The sequence below is a fragment of the Vibrio sp. 1641 genome (assembly GCF_033339995.1).
Taxonomy (GTDB): domain Bacteria; phylum Pseudomonadota; class Gammaproteobacteria; order Enterobacterales; family Vibrionaceae; genus Vibrio; species Vibrio alginolyticus.
In genome coordinates this window covers 254,080-269,349 of the sequence record NZ_JAWOVP010000005.1, presented here as the reverse complement: position 1 = coordinate 269,349, position 15,270 = coordinate 254,080, and the positions used below count along the sequence as shown (strand labels likewise).

Here is a 15,270-nt window from a genome sequence, read left to right as displayed (position 1 = left end):
AACCTTACTTAATTGAATCTTTCACGTTCGCTGCATTGTCGGCAGCATCCGTAATGTTAAGTACCGGAATGGAGTGAAGTTGCCACTTCCAGCTTTCTGTGGTCGTTGCCACAGGAATCATTTCAATACAATCAGTCGGACATGGGGCAACACACAAGTCACAGCCCGTACATTCGTCTTTGATTACGGTATGGACCGCCTTTGTTCCGCCTACAATTGCATCCACCGGACACGCCTGAATACACTTAGTGCAGCCAATACACATGTCTTCATGAATAAACGCAACGGTTGGAATTTTGCTGTCGAGATCGTGCGCAGATTCTTCTGGCTCAACACCCATTAAGTCGGCGAGCTTTTCGATTGTTGCCTGACCACCAGGTGGACATTTGTTGATGTGGTCGCCATTTGCAATTGCTTCAGCATAAGGGCGGCAACCAGGGTAGCCACATTGACCGCATTGAGTTTGCGGTAAAATGGCGTCGATTTGATCCACAATAGGGTCCGCTTCAACTTTAAAGCGAATAGAAGCAAAACCAAGTATCGCGCCGAAAATCGCAGCCAGAACCGCTAACGCGATAATCGCAATTAAAATCGTACTCATCGCTTACTTCACCAAACCTGTAAAGCCCATAAAGGCGAGTGACATTAAACCTGCTGTAATCATTGCTATTGATGCACCTTTAAAAGGTACAGGAACGTCGGCGGCGGCTATGCGCTCTCGCATGGATGCAAAAAGTATCAACACCAATGAGAAACCAACAGCGGCGCCGAAGCCGTAGATGATCGATTCAATAAAGTTATGGTTTTCATTAATGTTAAGAAGTGCCACGCCCAATACTGCGCAGTTTGTTGTGATCAGCGGTAAGAAAATGCCAAGCAAGCGATAAAGCGTCGGGCTGGTTTTGTGCACAACCATTTCGGTGAACTGCACCACAACGGCTATCACCAAAATAAAACTCATGGTTCGAAGGTACTCAATACCCAGTGGACGAAGGATGTAGCTTTCCACTAAATACGCACACACTGACGCGAGCGTTAGCACAAAAGTTGTCGCTAAGCCCATACCTATTGCTGTTTCCAGTTTTTTGGACACGCCCATGAAAGGACATAGGCCCAAAAACTTCACCAGTACAAAGTTGTTCACCAGCACAGTGCCGACCAACAACAAAACATATTCGGTCATAGTTATTACGTTCTTAAAATCCGATCTTGATATTATCGTGTTTTGTGACACCAATAACAACCAGTGAACGATGTGGTTTTACATACACGATGGAAAAATAGTCGTCTAATTGATGTATTTTGATGAATCAATAAGAAATTGAATCGTTTGCTGAATGTATTGTTAGCGAGAGGATACTACCTATTAATTTTCATCTAATGTGTGATTTTAAAAAAGCCCGCCTCTCCCAGGTAGAAAAGAGAGGCGGGCAATGTATATTTACAAGCTAATTATTTAAACTTTCTGAGTGCTTGATGGACTGTGTTTATATCTTACTCGTGAAGGTACGAGTGATGACGTCTTGCTGTTGCTCTGTCGTTAGAGAGTTAAAACGTACCGCATAACCAGACACTCGAATCGTCAACTGAGGGTATTTCTCTGGATGTTCAACCGCATCCAATAACATCTCTCGGTCTAGAACGTTGACGTTAAGGTGTTGACCACCTTCAATCGCAATGCCCTCGTTGCTTGCTTCGTGATGGAAGTAACCATCCATTAGCGCAGCTAGGTTCTTCTTCTGACTCAAGTCATCTTTACCCAATGCGTTAGGCACAATTGAGAAAGTGTAAGAAATACCATCTTTAGCGTAAGCGAACGGTAATTTAGAAACCGATGCCAGAGACGCAACCGCCCCTTTTTCATCACGACCGTGCATTGGGTTTGCACCCGGTCCAAAAGGCATACCTGCGCGACGGCCATCTGGTGTATTACCCGTTTTTTTACCGTAAACCACGTTAGATGTGATTGTTAAAATCGATTGAGTTGGCACTGCTTCGCGGTAGGTGTGCATCTTCTGAATTTTCTTCATGAAGCGCTCAACTAGATCACAAGCGATGTCATCAACACGGGCATCGTTGTTACCAAATTTTGGATAATCACCTTCGATTTTAAAATCAACGGCGATGCCATCTTCATCACGAACGGGTTTCACGGTTGCGTATTTAATTGCTGCTAAAGAGTCTGCAACAACAGACAGACCTGCAATACCACACGCCATCGTGCGGTGCACGTCGCGATCCATCAATGCCATCAGTGATGCTTCGTAGCTGTAACGGTCATGCGAATAATGGATGATGTTCAACGCTGTGACGTATTGCGTTGCTAGCCACTCCAACATATTGTCGAAACGAGGCATCAAAGCGTCAAAGTCGAGAATTTCATCTTGAACTTTGTCCACTACCGGACCCACTTGCGCTTTCGATTTTTCATCGATACCACCATTGATGGTGTAAAGCAGTGCTTTTGCAAGGTTGGCACGTGCACCAAAGAATTGCATGTGCTGACCAACAACCTGCGGGCTCACACAACAGGCAATCGCGTAGTCGTCATTGTCGAAATCAGGACGCATTAGATCGTCGTTTTCGTATTGAACCGAAGAGGTATCAATCGACACTTTTGCAGCATATTGTTTGAACGCTTCAGGCAATTGCTCTGACCAAAGAATCGTCATGTTTGGCTCAGGAGCAGGGCCCATAGTATGTAGCGTATGTAAGTATCGGAATGTCGTTTTAGATACTAGCGTACGGCCATCAACACCCATACCTGCCATGGCTTCTGTTGCCCAGATTGGGTCGCCAGAGAACAATGAATCGTATTCTGGTGTGCGTAGGAAGCGAACCATCCGTAGCTTCATGATGAAGTGGTCAATCATTTCTTGCGCTTGTGATTCATCAATCAAACCGTTTGCGATATCGCGTTCTAGATAGACGTCTAGGAAAGTCGAAGTACGGCCCAGTGACATTGCTGCGCCGTTTTGCGATTTAACCGCCGCTAGGTAGCCAAAGTAGGTAAATTGGATCGCTTCTTGTGCTGTTTTAGCAGGTAGCGACATATCAATGCCGTATTTCAGACCCATTTGACGAATGTCTTCAAGCGCTTGAACTTGATCGGCTATTTCTTCGCGCAGACGAAGTGTTTTCTCAAGATCGTTGCCTTGCTCTAAGAACGTTTGTGTTGAGTTGTATTGTTCTTTTTTGTCTGCTTTTAAGAAGTCGATACCGTATAGGGCGAGACGGCGATAGTCACCAATGATACGACCACGGCCATAGGCATCAGGAAGGCCTGTGATGATGCCGGATTTACGACAGGCTAGAATTTCTTTGGTGTAAAGGTCGAAACACGCTTTGTTGTGAGTTTTACGGTATTCAGTGAAGATTTTTTCAACCGTTGGATCCAATTCGCGGCCATAAACTTCGCACGAGTTTTTTACCATGCGAATCCCGCCATTGGCGATGATTGCACGTTTTAGCGGTTGATCAGTTTGTAAGCCAACGATCTTTTCCAGATCTTTGTTGATGTAGCCTGCATCGTGGGAAGTGATTGTTGAGGGCAAGTCTGTGTCAAAATCAATAGGGGCGTGTGTGCGGCTTTCTTGTTTTATGCCTTCAAGCACTTGGTTCCATAATGCTGAAGTGGATTCGCTAACCTCGGCTAAGAAAGACTCGTCTCCCTCATAGGGTGTATAGTTTTTTTGGATGAAGTCACGAGTGTTGACAGAGTTTTGCCATTCACCAGCAGTAAATCCAGCCCATGCATCTAGCATGTCAGTTGTCGGAATAGTCATAAGTAAATCCCTAAGTTATTGATAATTAGAATGGAGGCGACGAGTAGGACGGAACCATTCTTAACCCTTTTAATCGTATGGATTTATTTGGTATGAGTAAAATGAATGCTTTTCATTTTTTCAATGATTAAATTGCATTAATAATACATTCAATTGGTTATGATTATTTTTTGCTAGAAAAGAGACAGAATTAAATGTGTGGTGCTGTGAGAACACTATCTATGACAATGTTATGAGTTCTGTAATTTGAACTTATTTCGGTGTGATTTTATGACGCCTAGATTGGCTTAGATTTCATGGCGATTAAGATACAAAAAAAGCCGTGTCTTGCGACACGGCTTTTCTATAATCTGGCTCCTCCTGCTGGGCTCGAACCAGCGACCTGCGGATTAACAGTCCGTCGCTCTACCAACTGAGCTAAGGAGGAATTGCTTTGCTTGAAAGCGGGACGAATCTTACCGAGCACTCAAACTACTGTCAACAGTAAAAAAATACATTTTTAGCAAAAAATATTGAGTTAAGGGCTTTACTTTTCTGTATGGCTTGTCAGTAAAGGCTCGAGGTTAGTTATCCACTAAATTTGTGGATAAGTATGTTGATGAGATCTGGGTAAAGAAAATTGATATGCAACTAAGTTTTTATTTAATGAATTTTTAGTAGGAATTATGCGTAAAATAAGCAAATAAAACAAAGATTTATCGATGTTAATCAAAAGGTATTCAAAGTGGATAAAAATCAATCTTTTGGGGATAAGAAAGTTTTAAGCTAATTTTTGGGGAAAAGTTGTGGAAACTATAATGTGAAGAATGTGTGTAGCTCTTCAACTAGGGCGAAGTACTATATCAGAGTCACTTTTGTATGGCTATAGCATTCTAGACAAACAAGAAAATTTATTAACAATGATGGTTAAATTCTCGATAGACGTAGATTTCATTAGCTAAGGTGTATATATATACAGCCAAAGCGCAGTAAAATTGAGGAAGGGTATGAGTAAAGTCTATGAATTGGTCTCCGATTATCAGCCGTCGGGCGATCAACCAGGAGCGATCAATCAGTTGCTTGAGGGGCTCGATGCTGGGCTAGCACATCAAACCTTGTTGGGGGTCACAGGCTCAGGTAAAACCTTCACACTAGCGAATGTGATTGCTCAAGCCCAACGACCTGCAATATTACTTGCGCCAAACAAAACGCTTGCTGCTCAGTTATATGGTGAGATGAAGTCATTCTTTCCTAATAATGCGGTTGAGTATTTTGTTTCTTACTACGATTACTACCAACCTGAAGCGTACGTTCCGACCACGGATACCTTTATAGAGAAAGACGCTTCAGTTAACGCGCATATAGAACAAATGCGTTTGTCTGCTACAAAAGCACTACTAGAACGTAAAGATGCCATTATTGTTGCATCGGTTTCAGCTATCTATGGTTTGGGTGATCCGGAATCCTACTTACAAATGATGCTTCATTTGCGACGTGGAGATGTGATTGATCAGCGTGATATGCTTCGTCGCCTAGCGGAGCTCCAATACTCGCGCAATGATGTTGCTTTTGAGCGAGGGCAGTTCCGTGTCCGTGGCGAGGTGATTGATATATTCCCTGCTGAATCAGACCAAGACGCTGTGCGCGTTGAGATGTTTGACGATGAGGTGGATTGCATCAGTGTGTTCGACCCATTGACAGGCGTGGTCAAACAACGAGACTTGCCGCGCTATACCATCTATCCCAAGACGCACTATGTGACGCCAAGAGATCGCATTCTTGAAGCGATTGAAAATATTAAAGTCGAACTAGAAGTGCGCAAAAAGCAGCTTCTAGATAACAACAAGCTACTGGAAGAGCAGCGAATTAGCCAGCGCACTCAATTCGATATCGAAATGATGAATGAGTTGGGCTTTTGCTCCGGTATCGAAAACTATTCTCGTTATCTCAGTGGACGCTCGGAAGGTGAGCCGCCACCAACCCTGTTTGACTACTTACCTCATGATGGCTTGTTGATCATCGATGAATCTCACGTGACAGTACCGCAGATAGGTGCCATGTATAAAGGTGACCGTTCGCGTAAAGAAACGCTGGTGGAGTTTGGTTTCCGGTTACCTTCAGCTTTGGATAATCGTCCACTGAAGTTTGAGGAGTTTGAAGCACTAGCGCCACAAACGATTTTCGTCTCTGCTACGCCCGGAAATTACGAACTAGAAAAATCGGCGGGTGATGTGGCGGATCAAGTCGTTCGTCCAACAGGCTTGCTTGACCCTGAGTTGGAAGTTCGCCCAGTAGCGACCCAAGTCGACGACCTATTGTCTGAGATCCGTATTCGCGCTGCTAAAGATGAGCGAGTTCTGGTTACAACACTGACCAAACGAATGGCTGAAGATCTCACCGAATACCTTCACGAACATGATGTTAAGGTACGTTATTTACACTCAGACATTGATACTGTTGAGCGTGTGGAAATTATCCGTGACCTTCGTCTTGGGGAATTTGACGTGCTGGTGGGAATAAACTTATTGAGAGAGGGCCTGGATATGCCAGAGGTCTCGTTAGTTGCAATTTTGGATGCGGATAAAGAGGGCTTCTTGCGGTCTGAACGCTCACTCATTCAGACCATTGGTCGTGCTGCACGAAACATCGAAGGTAAGGCGATTTTATACGCTGACCGAATCACCAACTCAATGAAAAAGGCGATGGATGAAACTAACCGTCGTCGCGAGAAGCAGGAAGCGTACAACGAAGAAATGGGTATTTCGCCACAAGCGCTCAAACGAAATATCAAAGACATCATGGAACTTGGCGATATCACTAAGTCTAAACGCCAGCGTAACACTAAACAGGTACCATTATCGAAAGTGGCGGAGCCTTCGCAAACTTACGAGGCACTGTCCCCTCAGCAGCTAGAAAAAGAAATCAGTCGACTGGAGGCAGCGATGTATCAGCATGCGCAAGATTTAGAATTTGAGTTAGCGGCACAAAAGCGTGACGAGATTGAAAAACTACGAGCGCAGTTCATCGCAAATAGTTGAACAAACTTACCGATTTAACTATCCAAGCATTTTAGGTCGCTTGTAAAAAAAGAAGCCAATAGGCAGTCGGGTCTATTGGCTTGTTTTGTGAACATATCGTTCACTAACAACGTCAGTTGGCTAGGTGACCCGAGGGGTCACTATCGTTACAGCATGGTTTGTGCCACTTTTTAAATAATTGATATTATTTTTGAATTTTTTCCTTTGCCCATAATTTAGCTAATGTTATTTGCAAAATGCAAAGCGTAATGCGATTATTGTTTAAAACACAACAAAATAATAGCTAGGTTATGCAACAAAAACCCGAAGGCCCAAAGTCTCGTTACCTTTTAATGGTCGAGGACACCGCATCTGTTGCGGCTCTGTACCGCTCATACCTGACACCGCTTGGCATAGATATCAATATTGTCGGCACAGGTAGGGATGCCATTGAGAGCCTAAATCATCGAATTCCAGATCTTATTTTACTCGATCTCCGTCTGCCAGATATGACGGGGATGGACGTTTTACATGCCGTTAAAAAGAGTCATCCCGACGTACCTATAATTTTTATGACCGCTCACGGTTCTATCGATACCGCTGTCGAGGCCATGCGTCATGGCTCACAAGACTTTTTAATCAAACCGTGTGAAGCAGACCGTTTACGTGTCACGGTTAACAATGCAATTCGTAAAGCGACCAAGCTAAAAAATGAAGCCGATAATCCAGGTAATCAGAGCTATCAGGGGTTTATCGGCAGTAGCCAAACCATGCAGCAGGTTTACCGTACGATAGATTCAGCGGCGAGCAGTAAAGCGAGTATTTTTATCACAGGTGAAAGTGGTACTGGTAAAGAGGTATGTGCCGAGGCTATTCACGCAGCAAGTAAACGTGGTGACAAACCTTTTATTGCAATTAACTGTGCTGCAATTCCAAAAGATTTGATTGAGAGTGAACTGTTTGGTCACGTAAAAGGGGCCTTTACTGGCGCTGCGAATGATCGTCAAGGGGCAGCTGAGTTAGCGGATGGCGGCACACTTTTTCTAGATGAGCTTTGTGAGATGGACTTGGATTTACAAACCAAGTTGCTACGATTTATTCAAACGGGCACATTCCAAAAAGTGGGTTCCTCAAAAATGAAGAGCGTGGATGTGCGCTTTGTGTGTGCCACTAACCGTGATCCCTGGAAAGAGGTACAAGAAGGTCGATTCCGTGAAGATTTGTACTATCGTTTGTATGTCATTCCTTTGCATTTACCGCCTTTACGCGAACGAGGCGAAGATGTTATTGAAATTGCATACTCACTGTTAGGTTACATGTCACACGAAGAAGGAAAAAGCTTCATACGTTTTGCGCCTGATGTCATCGAGCGATTCAACAGCTATGAGTGGCCGGGTAACGTTCGTCAGTTACAAAACGTGCTACGCAACATCGTTGTTCTAAACAACGGTAAAGAGATTACGTTGGACATGTTACCGCCACCGTTGAATCAACCGCTTGACCGTCCGTCGTCTGTGGCTAAATTAATTGAGCCGAAAGCGATGACCGCATCTGAGATTATGCCATTATGGATGACGGAAAAAATGGCAATCGAGCAAGCGATTGAAGCATGTGATGGCAATATTCCTCGAGCGGCGGGATATCTTGATGTCAGTCCGTCGACGATTTACCGCAAGTTACAGGCATGGAACGGCAAGGAAGAGCGGCAAAAAGTATGAGTGTAAATGTATTAAATCAGCAAAAAATAGATGAACTGTCGATGGAAATTGGCAGTGACAACGTACCTGTACTGTTCGATATCTTCCTAGGAGAAATGGATACCTATATCGAGAACTTATCCCAACTGCAGGGGGCAGAGCGATTAGCTTACTCAAAAGAAATCAGCCACGCGTTGAAAAGTAGTGCTGCGAGCTTTGGGGCAGATCGCCTTTGTGAACTGGCTATGTCCATAGACAAAAAAGCGAAAGCCGGTGAGTTGACTGCGGAGTCTGAGGAGTTAGAGGCTATGTTCGATCTTTTGCACGAAACTCGAGATGCTTATCGCTCTTGGCGACAGTAGCTATTTTTTCTATTAACCATTTTTTCTTAGTAAACATCTGTTTTTACTGGATGCCTGAACTAAAACCCTTCGATGACAGAAGGGTTTTCATTATCAATAAACACCTTAAAAGAGGGCGCTAGCCAGGTAACGTGCTCTTAAATAGAAAGTTGTAGCTGATTTTCAATCGCTAGTTTGAGCTTGTTTCTATCGTGACGCCAGTCTCGGTTAGAGGAGGCGAGTGACTCCGTCACTACATTCCATTGACTTAAGACGTCTTGCTCGGTTTTCTCTGCTAGAACCACGTCTATTTTTCTTCCTTGACAGGCACGTTCACACCATTCTAATTTTTGAGCCATCGTCATTCGTCCCGCTGGGCCGTATTCTGGACTCAGGTTAGCAACAAAAATGACTTTTGCTTTTGTGTTTGCTGCAATCGCTTTGCCGAGTTCAGGCAGCAATAAAGGAGGCATGATACTAGTTAAAAAACTGCCAGGGCCAAGAATAATCGCGTCAGCTTCCGCCAAAGCTGTGATGGCTTCTTTGGTAGCAGGCACTTCTGGTGAAAGATCCAAACGTCGCAAGTCTGCTTTCATTTCGTCGACATTTGTTTCTCCCGTAACCCACTTCCCATCTACGGATAACGCGGAAAGATCCGAAGGGTGTTCGGACATAGGAAGGATGTTAACGTCGACTTTTAACATATTGCGAATCAGATTAATGGCATCTAAAGGTCTGACCGATAAGTTATCGAGTGCAGTAAGCATCAAGTTACCAAGATTATGACCATCAAGTTCGCCAGTGCCTTTGAAGCGATATTCAAACATCATAGAACTGATCGAAGGCTCTGTAATGAGCTGATTAATACAGTTACGTGTGTCTCCCCAAGCGATTCCTCCTTGGCAGTGACGAATTCTTCCTGTTGAACCACCATTGTCAGTCGTGGCAACAATCCCAGTTGCATTGCTGCCAAAATCTCGTAATGCGGCCAGCATTCGACCTAAGCCATGACCACCGCCAACAGCGACCACTTTTTTATCTGTGTAGATATTCATTATGTTCTTCTAATAATCTAATAAAAAACGGCTACAATTTATCTTAAGGAGTGTCTTAAAGGTACTCACTTAGCGGTAAATTGTGTCTCTAGAGAGTTTTTTATCACTCAAGTCTGGATTCCATTACAAATATTAAGTATTTTACACCGCAAAGCTATCAGAGATTTCATATCTCTGGTTGCCATAACTCCGAGCTCACTATTGCTAAGTCCTTGGATAAGCGTTTTGAGCCAGTGGCATACTGTCACAAGGGCATGATTGGAAATGGCCATGCCTCCCGTGTTTGGAAAGGTGTTCCGTGGCGCAACAATTCGAAGACAAATTTCATCGTAAGTTTTATTACTTGCGTCTGTCTGTGACCGACGTATGTAATTTCAAATGTACCTATTGCCTTCCTGATGGCTATAAGCCTTCGGGCAATAAAAACTCGTCTTTTTTATCTCTCCCTGAAATCAAACGGGTCGTAAAAGCATTCGCTGATTGTGGCACGTCAAAAGTGCGCATCACTGGTGGTGAGCCTAGCTTACGCAAAGATTTTACCGACATTATCCATTCAGTAGCGGCGACGCCTGGCATTCAAAAAGTTGCAACGACAACCAATGGCTATCGCATGGCAAAACAAGTCGCAGATTGGCGTGAAGCGGGTTTAACCCACATTAATGTCAGTGTGGATAGCCTTGACCCGCGTATGTTTCATCAAATCACAGGTGAAAATAAGTTTACTGAAGTCATGAATGGTATCGAACGTGCGTTCGAGGTCGGTTATGAGCAAGTAAAAGTTAATGTGGTGTTGATGAAAGATCTGAACCATCACGAGCTGCCAGCGTTTCTTAACTGGATAAAAGATCGTCCAATCCAACTGCGTTTCATTGAGTTGATGCAAACGGGTGAGATGGATGAGCTATTTAATAAGCACCATGTATCCGGAGTGGCAATTCGTAACCAGCTAATTGCAAATGGTTGGTTGCTGAAAGTGCGCTCGCATAATGATGGTCCTGCGCAAGTATTTGTTCATCCTGATTACAAGGGTGAAATAGGTCTTATCATGCCTTATGAAAAAGACTTTTGTGAAAGCTGCAACCGACTGCGCGTTTCTGCGATGGGTAAGCTGCACCTATGTCTGTTTGGAGACCACGGTGTAGAATTGCGTGATCTTTTGGAACGTGATGAGCAAGAGAGTGAGCTTATTGAACGTATCCAGGCGCAGTTACAAACCAAGTCGGTAAGCCATTTCTTGCATGATGGCAATACTGGTATGACGCCACACCTCGCGTCTATCGGCGGCTAACTTCATTCAATTTTTAGAGCGAGTTCACTGATAAGCTGGCTCTAACTTTTTCCGAATCGATACCAAGCGTATCAAAGCTAATTAAGAGAATAGGTGAACAAATGGGTCACGCTGAAAGCAAATTCCAACCTGCAAATATTGCCGTTCTAACGGTATCTGACACTCGTACTGAAGAAAACGATACCTCTGGTCGTTACCTTGCTGAACATGCTCAAGAAGCGGGTCACAACGTAGTAGACAAGCAAATTGTTATTGATGATATGTACAAGATCCGCGCGATTGTTTCTCAATGGATTGCTGATGAAAGCGTACAAGCGATCATGATTACTGGCGGTACAGGTTTCACCTCACGTGATAGCACGCCAGAAGCACTTAAGCCTCTATTTGATAAAGAAGTTGAAGGTTTTGGTGAGTTGTTCCGTATGGTGTCGTACGAAGAGATCGGTACGTCAACTATTCAGTCTCGTGCGATTGCAGGTTTTGCTAACCACACCGTGATCTTCGCAATGCCAGGTTCAACTGGTGCGTGCCGCACAGGCTGGACAAAAATTATTAAACAGCAGTTGGATGCAAGTCATCGCCCTTGTAACTTCATGCCACACCTATCTGTATAACCTTTCCTAAAAGCGAAGGAAAAACAATGACCCAATTTACACATATCAATGCTTCTGGCGAAGCAAACATGGTTGACGTGTCAGCAAAAACGGAGACGGTTCGTGAAGCTCGTGCTGAAGCATTTGTTCACATGGCCCCAGAAACACTTCAACTGATTGTCTCTGGCCAGCACCACAAAGGTGATGTATTTGCGACGGCTCGTATTGCTGGTATTCAAGCTGCGAAGAAAACCTGGGATTTGATTCCACTTTGTCATCCGCTACTACTCTCTAAAGTTGAAGTTCAACTGGAAGCTATCGAAGCAGAAAACAAAGTTCGCATCGAATCAGTATGTAAACTTGCGGGTAAAACTGGTGTGGAAATGGAAGCGCTCACGGCAGCTTCCGTTGCTGCTCTAACGATTTACGATATGTGTAAAGCAGTACAAAAAGACATGGTCATTGGTCAAGTTCGTCTATTAGAGAAAACGGGTGGTAAATCTGGTCACTTTAAGGTGGAATCATGATTAAAGTACTTTTCTTTGCTCAAACTCGCGAGCTGATTGGCATCGACAGTGTTGAGTTAGACGGGCCGTTTGAAACGGTTGAATCAATTCGTGCACATCTAGTGGAAGAAGGCACTGAGAAAGATGGCAAGTGGGATTTAGCACTCGAGCCAGGAAAGCTACTTGCTGCAGTGAACCAATCTATCGTCCCTCTGGATACACAAGTAAAAGCAGGTGACGAAGTTGCGTTTTTCCCGCCGGTAACTGGGGGTTAAGATGGATTCTCGTGTTTCTGTACAAATTGAAGATTTTTCGGTTGAGCAAGAATATCAACGTCTATCTGAAGGGACGGCTGCCGGCGCTGTCGTTACATTCGTTGGTAAAGTTCGAGATATGAACCTTGGGGATAATGTCATTGGTTTACATCTAGAGCACTATCCGGGGATGACAGAGAAGAGCTTGAGCGACATTTGCGATCAAGCTGAATCACGTTGGCCATTATTGGGCGTACGCGTGATTCATCGTGTCGGAGACATGGATAGCGGTGATCAAATTGTATTTGTGGGCGTTTCCAGTGCGCACCGCGGCGCGGCATTTGATGCGTGCGAGTTCATCATGGATTATCTGAAAACCCAAGCTCCATTTTGGAAAAAAGAGCGTACGACGAATGAAGATCGTTGGGTTGAGTCGCGCGACACCGATCATCAAGCTGCACAGCGTTGGGAAAAATAGAACTAACCCGCATTCTAGTGAAAAAAGCTAAGTGCTAATGGTACTTAGCTTTTTTTGTATTTATCTTCATTGTATTGCTCACTTTGTTTCAATATTTCCTATCTTTTGTCTGGTGATATTCTTCACAATAAAAGTTTTTTGCCCAATATATAAACAATTATTTGTTAGACTTGATTTGTCATAAATGTTAAATGATGTGTAAATATCTAGCATAAGATGCTAGTAAATGGTTTAAACTCAGATTAATCGAAAGTTTCGCCTGTTAAATGTCGCTTCTGGTCTTTATTTGGCTGGTGAATGCTTTGGGGTTAGAGTTTACTGCTAGATATGTGTGGTTTAGTCAGCATTATTGGTTTTTTTGCTACATTTTTATGGCAAATTACTTCAATGATTGCTAATGTGTGCCGCAGTCTTTGTAAGGTTTTAGACTTTTGTGCTCAGAAAGTGCACTAAAAAAATCTAAAACTCTGACCGTTCCAGGCCCTTACAAAGAAGTCATGGATGCTAACGAAAAAATTTGGAGTTTTACGCATGTATAAGAATAAAATCACGCGCGCTTTATTTATTGGTGCTGGTCTTTCTCTCGCTCTAGCTGGTTGTGGTGAAAAGCCTGCGGAGAAACAAGCTGCTGAGCCTGCTCCGGCTCCAGCCCCTGAAGCTAAATCTGATTCTAAAGAGCCAAAACTTGCTGCTGTTCAAGAATTGGTGCGTGGTAACGGTACAGAAGTTGCGACAATAGACCCTCATAAATCTCAAGGTGTTCCAGAATCCCACGTGATTCGCGATCTTCTTGAAGGCCTTGTAAACCAAGATGCGGACGGTAACACTATCCCTGGTGTTGCAGAATCTTGGGAAACTGAAGACAACAAAACATACACTTTCCACTTACGTGAAGACGCAAAATGGTCAAACGGTGATCCTGTCACTGCAGGTGATTTCGTTTACAGCTTCCAACGTGCAGTCGATCCAGCAACCGCCTCTCCATATGCTTGGTACATGGAATACACCAAGATGAAGAACGCAAAAGACATTGTTGCGGGTAAAAAAGATAAGAGCGAGTTAGGTGTTAAAGCGGTTGACGACCACACGTTAGTGGTTGAGTTAGATACTGCAGTACCATATTTTGTAATGATGATGGGCCACACGACAGTGAAACCTGTTCATCAAGCAACTGTTGAAAAGTTCGGCGATCAATGGACGAAGCCAGAGAACTTTGTAGGTAACGGTGCTTATGTTGTTGACAACTGGGTTGTAAACGAGCGTTTGGTTCTAAAACGTAACGAACAGTACTGGGACAACGAAAACACGACGCTTGACCAAGTTACTTTCTTACCAATTGAGAACCAAGTAGCGGAAATGAACCGCTTCCTAGCGGGTGAAATCGACTTCACGAACGAGCTGCCTACAGAGCACTTCAAGCGTCTGAAGAAAGAGCACCCACAAGAAGTGTCTGTAACCGGTAACTTATGTACTTACTACTACATCTTCAATACGAAGAAAAAGCCGTTTGATGATGTTCGTGTGCGTAAAGCGATTTCTTATGCGATTGACCGTAACATTGTGACCGATGCGATTTTAGGTCAAGGTCAAAAGCCAGCTTACTTCCTAACACCTGAAATTACGGCAGGTTTCAACCCAGAAATCCCTGCATACGGCAAAATGACGCAAGAAGAGCGTAACGCAGAAGCTGCGCGTCTATTGGAAGAAGCGGGTTACGGCGCAGACAACCCTCTTGAATTTAACCTTCTATACAATACATCAGAGAACCACAAGAAACTTGCGGTTGCACTGGGTTCAATGTGGAAGAAGACACTTGGTCTAGACGTTACGCTAGAAAACCAAGAGTGGAAAACTTACCTATCTACCAAAGATTCTGGCAACTTTGAGGTTGCTCGTGCAGGTTGGTGTGGCGACTACAACGAAGCTTCATCTTTCCTAACGCTGATGATGAGTAATAACACTACTGGTGGTATTCACTACGACAGCAAAGAGTACGATGCGATCATGAACAAAGCATTTGCTTCAACTTCTGACGAAGAGCGCCAAGCACTTTACCTAGAAGCAGAGAAGTTGATGGCAAAAGATATGCCAATCGCACCTATCTACCAGTACGTGAAATCACGTCTACTATCACCGAAAGTTGGTGGCTTCCCAGTAAATAACGCGGAAGACAAGATTTACTCTAAAGATCTCTACATCACAGAGTAATTCGTAACTCGATAGAACTATAAAAATGAGGCCCTACATGTGAGAAATTGCATGTAGCGCCTATCTTTA

General features: G+C 43.9%; 13 protein-coding genes, 1 tRNA gene and 1 riboswitch. Of the genes, 9 read left to right on the top strand and 5 right to left on the bottom strand.

All coding sequences use genetic code 11. The features are described 5' to 3' along the window. Positions 1-4: 4 nt before the first annotated feature. From rsxB to R7Z47_RS13525, 4 genes are all read right to left on the bottom strand, one after another. Positions 5-601 carry an electron transport complex subunit RsxB gene (gene rsxB, locus R7Z47_RS13540; protein ID WP_005380760.1) on the bottom strand — a complete coding sequence of 199 codons (597 nt, stop codon included), beginning with the start codon at positions 599-601 and terminating at the stop codon, positions 5-7. 3 nt (positions 602-604) lie between these two features. Continuing rightward, positions 605-1,183: an electron transport complex subunit RsxA gene (gene rsxA / locus R7Z47_RS13535; RefSeq protein ID WP_005380762.1), complete on the bottom strand. Its 579-nt coding sequence runs from the start codon at positions 1,181-1,183 to the stop codon at positions 605-607. 304 nt (positions 1,184-1,487) lie between these two features. Further along, the gene (pflB, locus tag R7Z47_RS13530) at positions 1,488-3,785 is read right to left on the bottom strand and encodes a formate C-acetyltransferase (RefSeq protein ID WP_149192467.1); all 2,298 of its coding nucleotides are present in this window, start codon (positions 3,783-3,785) and stop codon (positions 1,488-1,490) included. A 351-nt stretch (positions 3,786-4,136) separates the two neighbouring features. Continuing rightward, positions 4,137-4,212, bottom strand: a tRNA-Asn gene (locus tag R7Z47_RS13525). Positions 4,213-4,771: 559 nt separating this feature from the next. On the opposite strand from R7Z47_RS13525, the gene uvrB reads away from it, so the two are divergent. From uvrB to luxU, 3 genes are all read left to right on the top strand, one after another. After that, positions 4,772-6,802 (top strand): excinuclease ABC subunit UvrB, encoded by a 2,031-nt coding sequence (uvrB, locus tag R7Z47_RS13520; RefSeq protein WP_017636056.1) that lies wholly within the window; start codon positions 4,772-4,774, stop codon positions 6,800-6,802. Between the two features lie 290 nt (positions 6,803-7,092). Then, positions 7,093-8,499, top strand: a complete 1,407-nt coding sequence (gene luxO / locus R7Z47_RS13515; protein ID WP_005380768.1) for a quorum-sensing sigma-54 dependent transcriptional regulator LuxO — start codon at positions 7,093-7,095, stop codon at positions 8,497-8,499. Beyond that, positions 8,496-8,840, top strand: a complete 345-nt coding sequence (gene luxU, locus R7Z47_RS13510; protein WP_017636054.1) for a quorum-sensing phosphorelay protein LuxU — start codon at positions 8,496-8,498, stop codon at positions 8,838-8,840. Before luxO ends, luxU begins: the two co-directional genes overlap by 4 nt. 137 nt (positions 8,841-8,977) lie before the next feature. Here the strand turns inward: luxU and R7Z47_RS13505 are convergent, their stop codons facing one another. Further along, entirely contained in the window at positions 8,978-9,874 is an 897-nt protein-coding gene (locus R7Z47_RS13505) for a YvcK family protein (protein WP_005388931.1), read from the bottom strand. Positions 9,875-10,049: 175 nt separating this feature from the next. Next, a riboswitch (molybdenum cofactor riboswitch) is annotated at positions 10,050-10,184 on the top strand. Between R7Z47_RS13505 and moaA the strand changes: the two genes are divergently transcribed. From moaA to R7Z47_RS13475, 6 genes are all read left to right on the top strand, one after another. Continuing rightward, on the top strand, positions 10,173-11,162 hold the full coding sequence (moaA, locus tag R7Z47_RS13500; protein ID WP_017636052.1) for a GTP 3',8-cyclase MoaA: 990 nt from the start codon (positions 10,173-10,175) through the stop codon (positions 11,160-11,162). It overlaps the preceding riboswitch by 12 nt. Before the next feature lie 101 nt (positions 11,163-11,263). Next, the gene (moaB, locus tag R7Z47_RS13495) at positions 11,264-11,776 is read left to right on the top strand and encodes a molybdenum cofactor biosynthesis protein B (protein WP_005388935.1); all 513 of its coding nucleotides are present in this window, start codon (positions 11,264-11,266) and stop codon (positions 11,774-11,776) included. A gap of 26 nt (positions 11,777-11,802) precedes the next feature. Next, a complete protein-coding gene (moaC, locus tag R7Z47_RS13490; protein WP_005380779.1) occupies positions 11,803-12,282 on the top strand; it encodes a cyclic pyranopterin monophosphate synthase MoaC in 480 nt (159 codons plus the stop codon). Then, positions 12,279-12,536 (top strand): molybdopterin synthase sulfur carrier subunit, encoded by a 258-nt coding sequence (gene moaD / locus R7Z47_RS13485; RefSeq protein WP_017636051.1) that lies wholly within the window; start codon positions 12,279-12,281, stop codon positions 12,534-12,536. The genes moaC and moaD overlap by 4 nt, the downstream gene beginning before the upstream one ends. A gap of 1 nt (position 12,537) precedes the next feature. Then, positions 12,538-12,993, top strand: coding sequence for a molybdopterin synthase catalytic subunit MoaE (moaE, locus tag R7Z47_RS13480; RefSeq protein WP_017821374.1), 456 nt, complete (start codon positions 12,538-12,540; stop codon positions 12,991-12,993). Between the two features lie 531 nt (positions 12,994-13,524). Then, the gene (locus tag R7Z47_RS13475) at positions 13,525-15,201 is read left to right on the top strand and encodes an ABC transporter substrate-binding protein (RefSeq protein WP_017633862.1); all 1,677 of its coding nucleotides are present in this window, start codon (positions 13,525-13,527) and stop codon (positions 15,199-15,201) included. The last annotated feature ends 69 nt before the right edge of the window (positions 15,202-15,270 follow it).

What these genes read in the sequence shown, in the direction of transcription:
- rsxB (WP_005380760.1), bottom strand. Translation starts at nt 601, where the DNA reads ATGAGTACGATTTTAATTGCGATTATCGCGTTAGCGGTTCTGGCTGCG.
- rsxA (WP_005380762.1), bottom strand. Translation starts at nt 1,183, where the DNA reads ATGACCGAATATGTTTTGTTGTTGGTCGGCACTGTGCTGGTGAACAAC.
- pflB (WP_149192467.1), bottom strand. Translation starts at nt 3,785, where the DNA reads ATGACTATTCCGACAACTGACATGCTAGATGCATGGGCTGGATTTACT.
- uvrB (WP_017636056.1), top strand. Translation starts at nt 4,772, where the DNA reads ATGAGTAAAGTCTATGAATTGGTCTCCGATTATCAGCCGTCGGGCGAT.
- luxO (WP_005380768.1), top strand. Translation starts at nt 7,093, where the DNA reads ATGCAACAAAAACCCGAAGGCCCAAAGTCTCGTTACCTTTTAATGGTC.
- luxU (WP_017636054.1), top strand. Translation starts at nt 8,496, where the DNA reads ATGAGTGTAAATGTATTAAATCAGCAAAAAATAGATGAACTGTCGATG.
- R7Z47_RS13505 (WP_005388931.1), bottom strand. Translation starts at nt 9,874, where the DNA reads ATGAATATCTACACAGATAAAAAAGTGGTCGCTGTTGGCGGTGGTCAT.
- moaB (WP_005388935.1), top strand. Translation starts at nt 11,264, where the DNA reads ATGGGTCACGCTGAAAGCAAATTCCAACCTGCAAATATTGCCGTTCTA.
- moaC (WP_005380779.1), top strand. Translation starts at nt 11,803, where the DNA reads ATGACCCAATTTACACATATCAATGCTTCTGGCGAAGCAAACATGGTT.
- moaD (WP_017636051.1), top strand. Translation starts at nt 12,279, where the DNA reads ATGATTAAAGTACTTTTCTTTGCTCAAACTCGCGAGCTGATTGGCATC.
- moaE (WP_017821374.1), top strand. Translation starts at nt 12,538, where the DNA reads ATGGATTCTCGTGTTTCTGTACAAATTGAAGATTTTTCGGTTGAGCAA.
- R7Z47_RS13475 (WP_017633862.1), top strand. Translation starts at nt 13,525, where the DNA reads ATGTATAAGAATAAAATCACGCGCGCTTTATTTATTGGTGCTGGTCTT.